The sequence below is a fragment of the Bradyrhizobium sp. AZCC 2176 genome, assembly GCF_036924645.1.
GTDB lineage: Bacteria > Pseudomonadota > Alphaproteobacteria > Rhizobiales > Xanthobacteraceae > Bradyrhizobium.
In genome coordinates, this window is record NZ_JAZHRX010000001.1 from 6,771,967 (window position 1) to 6,785,136 (window position 13,170).

General features: G+C 59.5%; 16 protein-coding genes and 2 pseudogenes. 13 read left to right on the forward strand and 5 right to left on the reverse strand.

Features of this window, described 5'->3' with window-relative positions; genetic code table 11:
• Positions 1 to 237 precede the first annotated feature (237 nt).
• Positions 238 to 486, forward strand: a complete 249-nt coding sequence (locus V1288_RS32130) for a DUF2934 domain-containing protein (RefSeq protein ID WP_334360830.1) — start codon at positions 238 to 240, stop codon at positions 484 to 486.
• A gap of 1,248 nt (positions 487 to 1,734) precedes the next feature.
• Here the strand turns inward: V1288_RS32130 and V1288_RS32135 are convergent.
• Entirely contained in the window at positions 1,735 to 3,189 is a 1,455-nt protein-coding gene (locus V1288_RS32135; protein WP_334360831.1) for an acetamidase/formamidase family protein, read from the reverse strand.
• A 50-nt stretch (positions 3,190 to 3,239) separates the two neighbouring features.
• On the opposite strand from V1288_RS32135, the gene V1288_RS32140 reads away from it, so the two are divergent.
• The 3 genes from V1288_RS32140 (at position 3,240) to V1288_RS32150 (ending at position 4,564) form a co-directional block, all read left to right on the forward strand.
• Positions 3,240 to 3,395: a hypothetical protein gene (locus tag V1288_RS32140; protein WP_334360832.1), complete on the forward strand. Its 156-nt coding sequence runs from the start codon at positions 3,240 to 3,242 to the stop codon at positions 3,393 to 3,395.
• A gap of 25 nt (positions 3,396 to 3,420) precedes the next feature.
• The gene (locus tag V1288_RS32145; protein WP_334360833.1) at positions 3,421 to 3,735 is read left to right on the forward strand and encodes a hypothetical protein; all 315 of its coding nucleotides are present in this window, start codon (positions 3,421 to 3,423) and stop codon (positions 3,733 to 3,735) included.
• Positions 3,736 to 4,222: 487 nt separating this feature from the next.
• On the forward strand, positions 4,223 to 4,564 hold the full coding sequence (locus V1288_RS32150; RefSeq protein ID WP_334360834.1) for a hypothetical protein: 342 nt from the start codon (positions 4,223 to 4,225) through the stop codon (positions 4,562 to 4,564).
• Positions 4,565 to 4,763: 199 nt separating this feature from the next.
• Here V1288_RS32150 and V1288_RS32155 read toward each other — a convergent pair.
• Positions 4,764 to 6,006: pseudogene (locus V1288_RS32155) on the reverse strand (transposase); the annotation flags it as partial.
• Positions 6,007 to 6,170: 164 nt separating this feature from the next.
• On the opposite strand from V1288_RS32155, the gene V1288_RS32160 reads away from it, so the two are divergent.
• From V1288_RS32160 to V1288_RS32175, 4 genes are all read left to right on the forward strand, one after another.
• Positions 6,171 to 6,440: a hypothetical protein gene (locus V1288_RS32160; RefSeq protein WP_334360835.1), complete on the forward strand. Its 270-nt coding sequence runs from the start codon at positions 6,171 to 6,173 to the stop codon at positions 6,438 to 6,440.
• Positions 6,433 to 6,729, forward strand: a complete 297-nt coding sequence (locus tag V1288_RS32165) for a hypothetical protein (protein WP_334360836.1) — start codon at positions 6,433 to 6,435, stop codon at positions 6,727 to 6,729. The genes V1288_RS32160 and V1288_RS32165 overlap by 8 nt, the downstream gene beginning before the upstream one ends.
• A 44-nt stretch (positions 6,730 to 6,773) precedes the next feature.
• Positions 6,774 to 7,058, forward strand: a complete 285-nt coding sequence (locus tag V1288_RS32170) for a DUF1488 domain-containing protein (RefSeq protein ID WP_334360837.1) — start codon at positions 6,774 to 6,776, stop codon at positions 7,056 to 7,058.
• Between the two features lie 655 nt (positions 7,059 to 7,713).
• On the forward strand, positions 7,714 to 7,917 hold the full coding sequence (locus V1288_RS32175) for a hypothetical protein (protein ID WP_334360838.1): 204 nt from the start codon (positions 7,714 to 7,716) through the stop codon (positions 7,915 to 7,917).
• 221 nt (positions 7,918 to 8,138) lie between these two features.
• Here V1288_RS32175 and V1288_RS32180 read toward each other — a convergent pair whose 3' ends face one another.
• The 3 genes from V1288_RS32180 to V1288_RS32190 all read right to left on the reverse strand — a co-directional run bounded on the left by V1288_RS32180 (position 8,139) and on the right by V1288_RS32190 (position 10,161).
• On the reverse strand, positions 8,139 to 8,561 hold the full coding sequence (locus V1288_RS32180; protein WP_334360839.1) for a cupin domain-containing protein: 423 nt from the start codon (positions 8,559 to 8,561) through the stop codon (positions 8,139 to 8,141).
• Positions 8,562 to 8,978: 417 nt separating this feature from the next.
• Entirely contained in the window at positions 8,979 to 9,386 is a 408-nt protein-coding gene (locus V1288_RS32185) for a DUF2237 family protein (RefSeq protein ID WP_334360840.1), read from the reverse strand.
• A 289-nt stretch (positions 9,387 to 9,675) separates the two neighbouring features.
• On the reverse strand, positions 9,676 to 10,161 hold the full coding sequence (locus V1288_RS32190) for a hypothetical protein (protein WP_334360841.1): 486 nt from the start codon (positions 10,159 to 10,161) through the stop codon (positions 9,676 to 9,678).
• A gap of 89 nt (positions 10,162 to 10,250) precedes the next feature.
• On the opposite strand from V1288_RS32190, the gene V1288_RS32195 reads away from it, so the two are divergent.
• The 5 genes and pseudogenes from V1288_RS32195 (at position 10,251) to V1288_RS32215 (ending at position 12,864) form a co-directional block, all read left to right on the forward strand.
• Entirely contained in the window at positions 10,251 to 10,634 is a 384-nt protein-coding gene (locus V1288_RS32195; RefSeq protein ID WP_334360842.1) for a hypothetical protein, read from the forward strand.
• A 1,122-nt stretch (positions 10,635 to 11,756) separates the two neighbouring features.
• On the forward strand, positions 11,757 to 11,951 hold the full coding sequence (locus V1288_RS32200) for a hypothetical protein (RefSeq protein WP_334360843.1): 195 nt from the start codon (positions 11,757 to 11,759) through the stop codon (positions 11,949 to 11,951).
• 184 nt (positions 11,952 to 12,135) lie between these two features.
• Positions 12,136 to 12,294: pseudogene (locus V1288_RS32205) on the forward strand (ATP dependent DNA ligase); the annotation flags it as partial.
• Positions 12,294 to 12,464: a hypothetical protein gene (locus V1288_RS32210; RefSeq protein ID WP_334360844.1), complete on the forward strand. Its 171-nt coding sequence runs from the start codon at positions 12,294 to 12,296 to the stop codon at positions 12,462 to 12,464. The pseudogene V1288_RS32205 and the gene V1288_RS32210, both read left to right, overlap by 1 nt.
• A 259-nt stretch (positions 12,465 to 12,723) precedes the next feature.
• On the forward strand, positions 12,724 to 12,864 hold the full coding sequence (locus V1288_RS32215) for a hypothetical protein (RefSeq protein WP_334360845.1): 141 nt from the start codon (positions 12,724 to 12,726) through the stop codon (positions 12,862 to 12,864).
• Positions 12,865 to 13,170: the final 306 nt, after the last annotated feature.

Sequence of the window (13,170 nt, forward strand, 5' to 3'; positions counted from 1 at the left end):
CGAGAAGATGCCAGAGTGTTCATCAGGCTGGGGCCGTAAGTTCCACGAGCCCATCGCGCTGCCGGGCGGCGGCAGGCTCGTCCCTCACCCGCCGCTGCGATCTTGACGCGCTTCAATGAGACCGGCTGATCGCAATCCGACAGGCAATCCAACCGACACATGCGGTTAACGTTTCGTTAACCTTACGGAGCAAGACTTTGCCTGCCGGGGCTGGGCGCATCATGAAAGGAGAATCCCATGCCAAATCTGGAAGAGGCCATTCGCGAACGTGCCTACCACCTCTGGATCGCCGATGGTCAACCCGAGGGCCAGGCGGACATCTATTGGCTCAATGCTCAACGCGAAATTCTCACAACATCAGTTGAAAGCTCAGGCAGCAACGCTGCCGCCGCAGCGCCCACCGACACGAGATTGGTTGCGACGAAATCCACTAAAAAGGCAAAGGTCGCCCGATCGGAAAAAAACAAAACCCGCGCCGTCGCGTAGTTCCATGCGAGCATCGTCACGCGGAGCCGTAACGACGACTCCGTCATCAGCGGAGCGGGTAGCCCCGCTCCTGTCGTCAAAACGAATCGAGGCCGATTTTCAGGAGAAATACCGGCGCTTCCGCGGCCGTTTCGTGGGAGCGGTCATCAACTGCCGCCCGTTCCAAGATCGCGCAGCGCCTGCGTGAAGTTCGACGAGGACAAGCCGTTGGCTAAGGAAGCGATGATGCGCCGAGAGTGAGCGACTCGGCAGTCCGACCACCGCGGCGATCGTGGCGCTGCCGCCGCCGGCCAAGGCCTGGGTGACGTCATTCGATGCCTTCGGACGCAACGCAAGTTGCGGCGTGCGCTCGGTGATCTGACTGGATGATAGCCAATTTAACGCGGGAGCGCGCCGCTTCCATCTCCAATGGTCATCAGTGCGCGCCCCACCGGCGGGACTTTGATCGCCTTTTGACAGCTACTAATCCAAGCTCCCGCGCCTTCGTTTTCACTGAACCAACGTAGCGTCCAAGGGACTTCGATATTTCTGCCGCACTATGCCGCTGCCCGCTCATGGAGATCAGGGTCTTAACCTCTAGTTCGGTCTATACCCGGGGCTTAGACGACTTCATCGCGAGCCAGATAATCTACGGAAAATCCAATGATGGGCTCCAATCTAGGCGAACAGGAGGCCAGGCACGATTTAGAGGTCGTTCCTATAAGTGCAGTGCTCTCCCGACCGTGACACGAAAAAATTAGCGGCCTGATTGGAAGCTTGGCATGGCAGTGGCGGCAGTCGCACAACGTCATTCGCTTTGCCGAAAGCTGGCGCATCCTAGTGGCGATATTTCAGCTGAGCGTCGCGCCGGGTCAGTGACGTCTGCTTAGTGTCATTCGCGGGCGTTCTGACCGTGCTCCGTTCACTTCCGGTCTTCCCCAACTAGCGGACATTCTCAGGGTCGGTCGGTATGTCTCAAACGTGCCAATGACGGAAGTAGTCTTCTCACTCGATCACCTCGTCGGCGATCGCGAGAAGCGTCGGCGGGATCGTGGGGCTGAGCGCCGTTCCCTTGAGCGTCCTCACGGGCTCGCTCCGGGCTTGGTCCACGGATTCCAGCGCTTCACGAGCCAAAAAAGTGTTTTGCCCCATGGGGGTGGGGTAAACTGGCTATCTCATCTGGTGCGACGGCTTGGTCCGCGGACGCAGTATTTGGCCTTTCAGTTGTAAACGTCGTTTCCGTAGATGGTTTACGCAGGCAGAAATGGATCAGGCCTCGCCACCAGCGAAGATGTCCTTCTTGATGACCGCGTGGACGCCCCAGTTGCCGTCAACCACTTGGGTGATGCCGAAGTCGACGCCGACTGTGATAAGAGAGATTGCCTCATCCTCTGTTAGCTTCTTAGTCGTCATCAGGAACTTGCGCATCTTGCGGAACGCATCGCGCAAGGCGAGATCGACCGAAGATTTCGAGTAGATATCGGATTGCGCCTTGTCTCCGAGTTCGTCGAGGTAATTGGCAAAGCTGAAGCCGTGCACCAGCCACTCGTTTTGAGTCTCTAGCATCGGATAATCAAGAGCTTCGAGCGCAGTGGCGGCCAGATCGGCCTTTTTGTGAAGAATGATCTGGAAGGTGCCATTCAGCGAGCATTCGATCGCTGTACCGCACAACTCGGAATCGCCTTGCGAGGCATGCGAGTCGCCAACGGACAGCAGGCCGCCCTCAACCGCGACTGGATAATACATCGTCGCGCCTTTGCCGATCCGCCAATTGTCGATGTTGCCGCCGGTGTAGCTCGGCGGAATCGAATCGACCATGTCAGCCTCTTTGGGTGCCAGCCCGATCACACCGAAATGCGGCCGTATCGGGATACGGACGTTCTTCAGGATGCCATGGTTTTCCTGAATAGTGCCGTGGTCGATCGGGACGCCCGGATAGTCGATCGTCTTATGCACCACCCCAGATGGATCCGTCTGCGGCGTCCATCTGAAATTGTATGCCGCTTTCGCCCAGTTACGTCCTCCACTGGAATCTACCTCGTAGATGGTGATGACTTCGCGAGGCTTGGGATCGGTAAGCAGATCCTTGTAGTGGAAGCCCCACCATGCCGCCGCGTTGCTGCCGAACGCCTTGCCGGGATATTTTGGATTGGCGCAGGGCCGAGGCGCGACATCGATGATCCGCAGCTCAATCACATCACCCTGCTCGGCGCCGCGGACGTAGACCGGTCCAGTGAGGATATGGACGCCCAGGCCTTCGCCGGCACCGCGACCGAACAGCGAAGCATCCATCGGCCCTGCGCCCCGCCGGTCGACACCCTTCTTCTCCTTGGTCCACAGGAATACGCTCTCGGCACCGAGATCGCCCTTGACCATGCGCTCGGCGTCGTCATTGGCATGGTGGGTCAACGCCTCCATGGTGATGAAGTCACCTGAATCGATCTCGACCTGCGGCTTCAGTTTTTTGCTGAAGTAACCCCAATGCACCGTGTCGGCGTTTGCGGGCAAATGATGATAGCCGCGCTTGGCCGGCTGATGCCTCTCGGCGGCGGCCGCCATCTCCGGCGTCACCAGCGAAATACCGCCGGCGCTGAGCGCTGCTGCGCCGCCGGCTGCGGCGAAGCTCGACTTCAGGAACGACCGTCGCTCCCGATCAAGCCTTTCCTTGAATTTTGAATGGTGCAGTTCAAATTCCGGACACGTCTTGTCGTCACCTGCGCACATTGCATCGCTCCTCGCGGTTTGATCAACATGCCCCGGCCAGTGAGGCTATCATGTTCGAGCTGTTCAGCAATGGTCAACGCCGCGAAATAAGCGTCTTGAATGTACCGAAAACCCCAACCCCGAATGCCAAACAATCAAGGTACAATGGGAAGCCCACATTAAAGGTGAAAAAAACCGTCGCACCGAGCCACGATCGCCAGTTTTGACAGCCGCCCAGAATGGTGAAACGGCATGCCGCTTTCCGACCAACATCGCCACGCCGTGCTGCTAGCCGGCCGCACCCAGGATGTCAGCGTTATCACCACCATTATCGCGGAGGTGCTGGTGGCAAGCCCAGGAACGAACCTGTTCGAAATCGAACAAGCGTTTCGGGATAATGCTTCGGCGGCCTATTTGGTCGCCACGACCGAGGGGTTCGTGGTCGTGCTCGGTGCGATGGCAATGCTGGTAGCGGTCAGCAAAGAGGGCATGACGGTTGAGCAAAACCGGGCGGCGCTGGCGACGTGCCGACCATGGCCGGCACCACCCGCCGGATCTGCGAATTGATCCAAGTGCAACGCGGTAAAGGCCGTTATGCGCTGGTGTTTTTTCGGTCAATCGAGTCGCCGTGACATGTGAACTCGTTCGCAGCCACTTGCACTCTTCCCGGTACATAACGTGCCCGCGGAGGGCAAACGCTATGAGCAACCTGCAAAGCGCATACCCAGATGGCTCACGATCGACCTGTTGGTGATCGTCACATCGCTGGCGATTATCGGGATCGGGATAGGGATTGCTCCCTAGCCTCGAACCCCAACCGGATCGGTTCTGACCGCTATCCAGTACTACCCAAATTGGTACATCCAGACTGCCGGCTTTCCGAACGGTTCGGTTCTCATAACATCGCAAACCAGAGGAGGTCTCTTGTGTGCGCGCTCCGGCGAGAAATCCTTGGCTCAATCCAGCCCCCTGCACCAGCGCCAAGGGCATTTAATCTCGTCGGGGCGCGCAAGCAAGAATTGCCTGGCGCAAAGCTCCTCGGGACGCTGTGGATGTGAATTGCAAGCGGGACGGCGGTGAACATGCGTGGTCGTTTTTACGGATTAGCCCGGTGTTTAACATATCAAGCAACAAACGCGGCTGCCCGAGTTGCATCGGCTGCAAACAGTCCGCTGCCAAACGCGACGGGCGGCCAAAAAAGGCCTCGACGGACGCGGGGCTTTCCGATGTGGGCATTTCTTACGATCAATTCTCGCGCTGGCAGAAACTCGCGGCCGTACCCGAGGAAATTTTCGAGCGCCAGATGCAAGACGAAACTCACGTGCCGACCATGGCCGGCCTGATCCGCGCCGCTGCCGAGCCGTGGTATCCCGGCGATCAGCGCGATCGCAATTGACACGCCAACCTAGCGATGGCGGGCGGGATTTCCGGTTCACCCCGAACAACGGACATGAAACATGTCAGCCGAATTGGTCTGCTAAGTGCCGATTTTGTTGCAAAAGTCGGTTGAGACCGATGGATGTTGGCCGGTCGTTTCACTAACGGCGATCGGCTTTGTCCGCCGGCTCCCCGGCGCTCTCTACGCAACTCTTACGCTACGCAACACACGGCCCATGAGCGGGTGGCGGTCGCGCAACCAACGACGCGAGCCGCCGCAGGTTCTGGGCGATGGCAGCAAGGACAAACTCGTCCTGGGCACCTCGCGGTCCACGCAGTCGAAGCCGACCGAGCTTCAAGATGCGCTTTAAGTGCGCGAACCGCATCTCGATCTTCGCTCTTTCCGCGACTGCTCGAAGCCCTCGGAACTGGCGAGCAAACGGGCAACATCCCGGGCGTGCTCATGGATGTCGCGCGGGATCTTGCGCGATGGGTCTTTCGGACAGCACTTTGGTTTGAGTGGGCATACATCGCAGTCGAGCTTGCTGGCGCGATACAGAAGCGTCTTGCCTTCATGTACGGTGCCGCTTGTCCCCAGCTGCTTGCCGCCGGGGCAATGATAGACGTCGTTGATCCGGTCATATTGAAAGTCGCTGCGCGAGAAGGTGCCGTCATCCCGCTTCGATTTGTCGAACACGGGGATGTGTGGCGCGATGCCCTTTTCCTCGACCAGCCAGTTCAGCATCGGAGCCGCACCGTAAGCCGTATCCCCGACAAGCCGCTCCGGCTTGAGGCCGAAGCGTTCCTCTGTTCGCTGGATCATGGTCTTTGCCGCCCCGACCTCGGCCTGCCGAATGGAGCGGGAGGCCTCGACGTCAACGATAACGCCGAACTTCACATCGATGAGAAGGCCGGTCCCTTGTGAGCGCCGGTCCACTGGGCTGCAGGATCGGACGGCGAGACAAACTTCGGGACAACCTCGCTGGCAGCGCCCCACGCCGTATCGTCGAGGGTCGCCAGATACTCCTTCACCGCGCGGCTCGATTTCTTGGGATCGCGATCTCTGTGCCAGTCCGGTCCCGCGATCGAGCGCTGCTTGTTGGCATCGGCAGCAATCAGGCTGGCATCGACGGCGAAGCCTTCCCCACCCACTAGCCCGGCAGCAATACACGCCTCGACAACCCGCTCGAACACGCGACGGAAAACCTCTCCCTCGCGGAAGCGCTCGTTACGGGCGCGTGAGAACGCCGAATGATCCGGGATGGCGTCCTCAATGCCGAGCTTGCAAAACCAACGATAGGCGAGGTTCACCTGCACCTCGCGACAGATCAGCCGCTCCGAACGGATTGCGAAGACATACCCCACGACCAGCATCCGGATCATCAACTCCGGATCGATGGAAGGGCGACCCATGAACGAATAGTGAGGTGCAAGTTCGCTGCGAAGCCACGAAAGATCGAGAGCGGTCGCTTCGCGCCTGGCCGCGGCAAGAGCGCGCGGGAAGCGACAAGGAGCCGCCCCCATTCGCCGCGCGGCAAGAAAGCGATGGCTATTGCGGCGGAGGGGGCGCATGCTGCTCTGCGGGCAGCGCCGGCGCCAGGCGCCTTTGCGAAAGGCAGGCGCGCATGACCATCCGTTCCCGACGTGAAGTCGTCACCTTCAAACATCCGTTCCGGATCAGGGGCATCAATCGCCTGTTGCCCGCCGGCGCCTACGAGGTCGTCAGCGATGAGGAGACGATCGAGGGCCTTTCGTTTGCGGCGTTCCGCCGCGTCGCCACCATGATCAAGGTGCCGGCGGAAGGCTCGCGCGGGTTGGCGATGGAGGTGGTCTCGATCGCCCCGGTCGATTTGTCGGACGCGCAGCGCATCGACGCGAGCACATCCAATGGCTGACGAACCATCCGACCTCGACAGCCACCGCGGCATGGCGGCGCAGAAAGCGACCGACATTCGCCGCGCGCTGGCGGAAGTCGAGACCCATGCGCGGGAGCTGCGCGACCGGCGGGCCGAGATCGAAGATCACCTGCTGGCGTTTCCCGCCGCGTCGTGGCCGGAGGCGGCCGCCAAGGCGCGCTACGTCCTGAAGCTGTATGCCGCAGGACTGGCGCCGGAAGACACAAGGCATCGCGACCTCGTCGCGGCCATCCTCGATGACTTTGCCCGGCTCACTGAGCAGGGCTGAGGCAAACGAGGGCTGCGATCGCAGCGCCGCGTCTAAGGAGTCACATGACGCTCACGCACGGACGCTTCATCAGTTACGAGTACGACAGGATGGTGGTCCTGTTCTCGATGCTCGACGGCAACAAGGAGATCCCTTGCGCGGTCTCCACCTCCGCCATGGATGAGCTGGATGGTGTGGTGCGCGCGAGAGCGGGCCAGCGTGAGGAGCAATTCATGCGGTTGCGCGAGCGCATCGAGGCGTGCGCCGCCGGCAAATATCAGGCGACCGAGTTCGAGGGCACGCCGCCCGGAATTGTCCTGCGCAGCATCGATTTCCGAAAGCTGCGATAAGACCGCGCGCGGCTCGCCGCGCCACACGGGAAGTGCTGCTGTCGGGGTTAGCGACCGTCCTATGTGCTCGGCAGCACGCAAACGAACGCCCGCTGGCGGATCCGCTTGACGCGGTTCATTACATCGTTTCCCACAACGGACGCGGAAGTTTCTAAGAGCTTCGGACTAGCCATAGGGTGGCTCAAGCCCTATCTTACTAGTATCACTGATCGTGAAAAGGTTTCAGTGACTGAGAGACCGTACCGTGCTCCCGCCGCCCAACAGGAGGGAGCCCATGAGTTCGATCATTTATCCATTGCATTTTCAGCGGAGGTTCGAGCGCCGCTGGGCTTCTAGAATGGTCAGCGAGCCGCGCCGCTCTCCATCACGAGGCACCATACCTGCAGCTGCGGACAACTTGTCACTGCCCCGGTCAGTTCAACCTATTTGCCCACGGGGGTTGTCAACGAATGGCGGTGTTCCGCTTGCGGCAACAACTGGGAGACGATTGCTGACCCCCGGCGTGGGCTCAACGAAGCCAGCTCAATGAGCCATGCCAGCCTTGTGCTCGGCAGAGGCCGCGCGGCGGTGACCGAAGCCGCCCCATAGGCGGCTCTGACACAACGGCGAAAGAGCGCAGCGATTTGCACGGCTCGACCTGAAGCAAGGAGGTCTTGTGAAAGGCAATATATTCAACAGCAAGGGTATTCACGTCGGCGTTATAGTGGGTCGAGAAATTTTCGACCGTAGTGGTACGAAGCTGTATGACCTCAAAGGGATCAACATCTACCGGCTGTCCGGAGAGTTGATTGGTCATCTAAATGACGCGAGCGGTTCGGACAACCGGCTCGATAAAGCGACCGACCGCTTGTTCACGTAGTCTCCCCCAAGGCGCGGACTGTGGATGCACGAGAGCGTCACGCCGAATGTCCGATAGGGGTCAGGAACAGACATTTCCGGGTAACCGAATTTTCGATGACGCCATCGGTCCTGTTGGCTATTCGATCACCTCGTCGGTGCGGGCGATCAGTGTGAGCGGCACACCGACGCCGAGCAATTGGCCTAATCCGGGGCCGCCGACATCAATGCGGACTCGGTGGATCACTCGGCTGGTATAACGCGCGGCTTTCCTTTCTCGATGATGAAAGCGTTGTAAGTCCTTGCCGGCTTATCGGTGATGTTCTTGGTCTCGTGTACGACCCAGGCAGGGACATAGTAGGACTCTCCGGCCGTCACGGTTTTCCATTCGCCTCCTGCCTGTTGGGTGACGATCGTGCCTTCGACAACCGTTCCGTACTCGTCGCCGGGATGAGTGTGGCGGCGGGTAGTACTGCCTGGCGCAAATTCGGCCGTGAGCAGCACGAAAACCTTGTCCGGTACCCCGGTCACTTGAGTTTCAGTCACCAGCACCGTCGCTTTGAGGCCTGGCGGTGGCGTGACCGTTGGAAGTGGCGCCTGTTGGGCGTACAAAGGCGCCGCTGCAAGAACAACAATTGTGGTAACAAGGCCAAGCGAGCATCGCATAGAGGGACCTCCGTGTCAGCGCATCTGGCGAATTAGTCTGCCATGAATGCACGATAGTCCGGTTACGTTGCCCCCTGGCCGGGCAAGGCTTGCGACCAAACCCGTGCACATGGGGTCGGATGCGACGGTGATGGGGCGGAGTTTGCCCCGCTCCTATGCGCCGGTTGCGATCGGATTGCATCCGTTCCTCCAACAACCGGAACCTGTACAGAATAGCCTGTTCGGAATGATTAGTCAGGAGTAATTGAGTTCGGTGGAATGTTCGGTTTGAGTCAATCGCGTCGGTTTGCCCCTAGGCCAGTGACTTCCGATCTACCCCGATCAACGGGCTTCGCCAGGCCGACCCGACTGGTCCGGTTCGTGCCAGGAGCCGACATCGGCTCGCCTATCCGATCACCTCGTCGGCAAGTGCAGGAGTCAGGCTAGGTCCACTGCGAGGCGCTTGAGATCGGCGAGCGAGCAGTGGCCCAGAGCGCCTTCGTGAGTGGCGCGCAAGACCACGCGGGGCGCCTGGCCCGCCTCGAGAGCTTCTTGCCAACGCGGAGCACAGAGGCACCAACGGTCGCCGGGTTTCAGGCCGCGAAAGCCGAATTCCGGCATCGGTGTCGAAAGATCGTTGCCGCGGGATTTGGAAAACTCGAGAAACGCGGCGGTCATGACGGAGCAGACCGTGTGGCTACCGATGTCCTCTCGCCCAGTGTCGCAGCAGCCGTCTCGAAAGAACCCCGTCATTGGGCTTATCGAGCAGACTTCGAGCCGCTCACCGAGCACGTTACGGGGTGTGCTCGGCCGACCGCCTCCATTACCGTTGTCGTCCCTCAGCATTGCCGTCTCCGCGTGCGGTGTTGTCGACCGACTATTGATCTTTGGTGAGTCGCACCTGCCGCTTCCGACCAAGCGGACATCGTCCCCGTTTACCTCTTCGGGTACGCCGTGAAAATGTAATCTTTTGCCGCCACTATCGTGTGGCACGCGTGCCCGCAGTTGGCGCCGCTCCCAATCCTGTACGGACTGCGGCGGTCGCGCTTCGCGCATGGAGTGCGTGCCGGAAAGGCAAGAGGTCGCGCCGCTTCGAGAGCCGTTGCGCTGCGACCAGGGAACGTGATGACGTTGCTCATAGCTGCACCCCCCAAATGGTGCTGAGGGATTTGGCGAAGCTCTCGATCAGATCGAGCGCGGTGCCCTCCCGCTCATCTAGCATCCAGGCTTCCCTGCCCTCCGCGATCGCGCGAAGGTAGTTGATCTTGGCAGACAGGCCGGCCACCGTGGTGGCTGCTGTTTTGACGAGGAGACCGAAGGCATCGTTCGCGTCATCGCAGGGCTTCTCCGTGATGCTCCGGTTCGCCTTGTGCACACCATGGCTTTTCTCAAGTCGGGCAAGTTCGTCGATCGCAGCCAGGTGTGCGGCATGGGCGTTTCTGTGCTCGTCGATGGCAGCAAAGATCGGGTCGACTGCGGCCGCCATGCCAACAGTGGTTGGAATTGCAGCGGCGACGGCGCCGCCGGTAGCAATGGTGAGTAGGCGCCGCCGTGTCGGATCGACGGGAAGTGCAGACGTGTTTGTGGGTGGCGTGCTAAGCATGCTGTCAGCTTGGGTCATTTGGATTTACCGTCCTTCTTGGCTCGGGTTAGAGCCGGGGGTGGAAGTTCGCGCTTCCCCTCGGCTTGTTATTTCTGTAAACTGAAAATATGAAGAAATCAATTTCAGTAAACAAAAAAACGCGTGGCCGTCCGAAAAAGAAGGGCGGCGTCCACCCTGTGACGGCTGTACGTCTGTCGCCGGAACTCGGGTCGGCTGTCGACAAGTGGTCAGATTTGCAAGCCGATGGACCGTCACGCTCCGAGGCCATCCGGCGCCTAGTCGAACTGGGGCTCACCGTGCGGCCGAAGGCACGGAAATCCAGCGAAGGTCAGCAGCTCCGAGCGCGCGAAATGGCAAGCGTGGCGATCGACAGCATGACCGATAGTTCCGCCCACCCAAGTGATCAGGACAGCCGTAAGCGCCGTCTCCTCAAAGGACCGGAAGAATTTCGCGATGTGCGGGTGGACAGGTCAACGGCTAAGCGGAAGTGACCCGGATTGTTTTCTCGCTATTTGAGCCGGAATGGCCTACAGAGACTGATCGCCGCCCGCCCCTAGGCTGTTATCGGTGACTGAGAGCGTCTGTGCTCCCGCCTCAACTGAAGGCGGTCAAATGTCGAAGGTGTCTTCATTCAATTTTCGTGAGTGGCTGGTACCCCCAGTGTTGCTGCCGATCTTTCTTGTGCTGCTCATCGTCGCGGCGATGTTGTACAACACAAGCCCGGCCTAACGTGGCCGCGCTCGCCATACCTCGAACTCAATGGTGCAGCTCTATGAACCAAGTTTCGCTCGATCAAGTATATCGCTTTGATCAGACGCCATCCGCGCGCGTAAAACGTCTGCGCAAGGAAGCTCGCGGCACACCGCCTGGGGTCCGACGTGACGAATTGCTCCGCAGAGTGCAGCAAATCGAAAACATTTCGCCGGCTCAGGAGCCGCTTGCATCTCTCGATCTTCAACCACCTAAATGAGCAGTTCTCGGCCCATACTTGGAGGGACCGAAATGGAAACCGCTGTCGCGTATCTAATCTCTGTTGGAATAACTGCTTGCGGGATCTGGGTCGTTGCCGGAACGATTGCGGCAGGCTCGCCTTTGGCTTGGACGCTTGCTGGTCTCGCTACCGTTACGGTCGGATCTCTCAGCCTTTTTGAGCAACTTAAACCTGTGAGCTAGACCCGCTTCGTTGCCGCCGGCAGGAACGATCCGTTGCCCAGTCACTTGAACCTAATGGCATTCACTCCTCGGCCTATCGTCTGGAAGACCGTCATGTTTTTTGCAGTGACTGCTGTCCTGCTATACGCGGTCTGGGGTCCATACTGAGCAACGCGCGAATCCGAAACCTCTTTGTGCTGTTGACCATCACCCAAAACCGCGCTCCGTCCGCACCACGTCAGCTTCCTCCCGGTTGCGGCGGGGTTCTAGTTTCGCACCGTAGGCTTATACAGCTGGGGTTGAAGGCAAAAGCGAAATGAAGGACTGGAAGTGGACCCAAGATCCCAAGACCCTCCTCTGGATTATTGGTGCCCTGGTTTTCCTGATATGGGTGTTTTTGCAGAGGCAGTATTACTGAGCTTCCGCCGCCTGGTCGAGCTCGGGTTGAAGGGAAAAAGCAAATGACCAAGCCGAAGCGGTCTGCCGAGCAACAGGTTGCGGACGAGCTCGAGCGACGGGCTCTCCACCCGCTTTCGTCGAGGCAGACGATATCGGACAGCCAAGCCGAGCCAGAATTCCATGCAAACCACAAACGCCTTAGAGCAGAAAGGCTGGCGCGAGAGGCAGTCGAGCTGGGGCTGAAGGTGAAGAAATGACAAAAACGCCGGACGGGCTTCAGCCGCCCAAACAGATCACCAAAGCCGAGCGCGATGCGCGTAAGGCACTTCCGATTGAAGGTGCTCGGTCTTGTGGGATCAACCACAATTGGAACGATTGGCGCTCTCATCGGGCTTGTAACTGCCCTAAAGAAATAGCCGAACCGTGCGCCAGATTGGTTGCGAGCCGCTGATCCGGAACACGCAGCCCTACACCAAGCGCATCGCGCACAAGGGCATCTGGGTCGAGCCGGAGTTGCTAGCCGAGATCGAGTACCGGGCGAAGTCGGCCGAGGGCAAGGTGAGGCATCCGTTCTTCAAGGGTCTGCGGGAGGATTTGTGATGGCCCGGGGCGAATGGACAGAGACAGAAGTCGAGGACCTCAAAGCGGCAATCAATGATGGCCTCTCAGTCGAGGAAGCGGCGGAAATTCTCGATCGAGCTGACCGTGTTGATGAGGTCATCAAGAAGTGTCGAGAGCTGGGATTGGAGCCGAAAAAGCGCCAATCATGAGTGACATCCCGCGCTGGTTTCTGTGGCCAGAGGAAGGACCCTGCAATAGTGGTGTGCCCGCTGCGACAACTGTCATTGGCTCTGCGAGGGGCATCCGGACCAGCCGTGGTTAGGCGCGCGCGCCTGTACCTGCGGCGCTCCCGGAGCGCCATGCCCGGTCTGCAATCAATCCGATGAGTCCACCGCGCCGGATCTTCCCGAGGGATTTCAGGCGGACGTCGAAAGCTCTCAGCAGTTGCCGCGCTACACTGGCATCGACATGGATGATCCGGACCGGCCGGAGATCGAGCATTTCGGAAACTGTCCTATCTGCGGCGAGCTGATCGACATGCGCGACCTCGCCCAGGTGATCGCGCATATGCACGGCCAAAAACCAGACCCGAAACCGGACAAACACTAGGCGTGAACCCATAAATCTGCCAGGCGGATGGTTTGCGAGAGTCCGCTGTGCCCCCATAGCGAACAAATTCCGCTACGCAGCGAAATGACGCAATGGGCCATGTGTGGACGGCTCCGGTTTGGCAAGAGCTTTCTTCACGGTTTTGCAGCATTGGTCGTTGCAGCCATGTGTTCGGCCTTTTGATGCGGTTCACTTGACCGCTGGCCATAATGCCCTCCGCGGATCAGGTCCCTACCAACAACTCGCATTCAAGAATGCCTTGGCACATGTGGGTTGTCCTGATCGCCGGATCGACCGGCTCTGCAT

Bases quoted from the DNA above. Each gene is read 5' to 3' on its own strand.
- V1288_RS32130 (WP_334360830.1), top strand. From the start codon at position 238: ATGCCAAATCTGGAAGAGGCCATTCGCGAACGTGCCTACCACCTCTGG.
- V1288_RS32135 (WP_334360831.1), bottom strand. From the start codon at position 3,189: ATGTGCGCAGGTGACGACAAGACGTGTCCGGAATTTGAACTGCACCAT.
- V1288_RS32140 (WP_334360832.1), top strand. From the start codon at position 3,240: ATGTTCGAGCTGTTCAGCAATGGTCAACGCCGCGAAATAAGCGTCTTG.
- V1288_RS32145 (WP_334360833.1), top strand. From the start codon at position 3,421: ATGCCGCTTTCCGACCAACATCGCCACGCCGTGCTGCTAGCCGGCCGC.
- V1288_RS32160 (WP_334360835.1), top strand. From the start codon at position 6,171: ATGACCATCCGTTCCCGACGTGAAGTCGTCACCTTCAAACATCCGTTC.
- V1288_RS32165 (WP_334360836.1), top strand. From the start codon at position 6,433: ATGGCTGACGAACCATCCGACCTCGACAGCCACCGCGGCATGGCGGCG.
- V1288_RS32170 (WP_334360837.1), top strand. From the start codon at position 6,774: ATGACGCTCACGCACGGACGCTTCATCAGTTACGAGTACGACAGGATG.
- V1288_RS32180 (WP_334360839.1), bottom strand. From the start codon at position 8,561: ATGCGATGCTCGCTTGGCCTTGTTACCACAATTGTTGTTCTTGCAGCG.
- V1288_RS32185 (WP_334360840.1), bottom strand. From the start codon at position 9,386: ATGCTGAGGGACGACAACGGTAATGGAGGCGGTCGGCCGAGCACACCC.
- V1288_RS32190 (WP_334360841.1), bottom strand. From the start codon at position 10,161: ATGACCCAAGCTGACAGCATGCTTAGCACGCCACCCACAAACACGTCT.
- V1288_RS32195 (WP_334360842.1), top strand. From the start codon at position 10,251: ATGAAGAAATCAATTTCAGTAAACAAAAAAACGCGTGGCCGTCCGAAA.
- V1288_RS32200 (WP_334360843.1), top strand. From the start codon at position 11,757: ATGACCAAGCCGAAGCGGTCTGCCGAGCAACAGGTTGCGGACGAGCTC.
- V1288_RS32210 (WP_334360844.1), top strand. From the start codon at position 12,294: ATGGCCCGGGGCGAATGGACAGAGACAGAAGTCGAGGACCTCAAAGCG.
- V1288_RS32215 (WP_334360845.1), top strand. From the start codon at position 12,724: ATGGATGATCCGGACCGGCCGGAGATCGAGCATTTCGGAAACTGTCCT.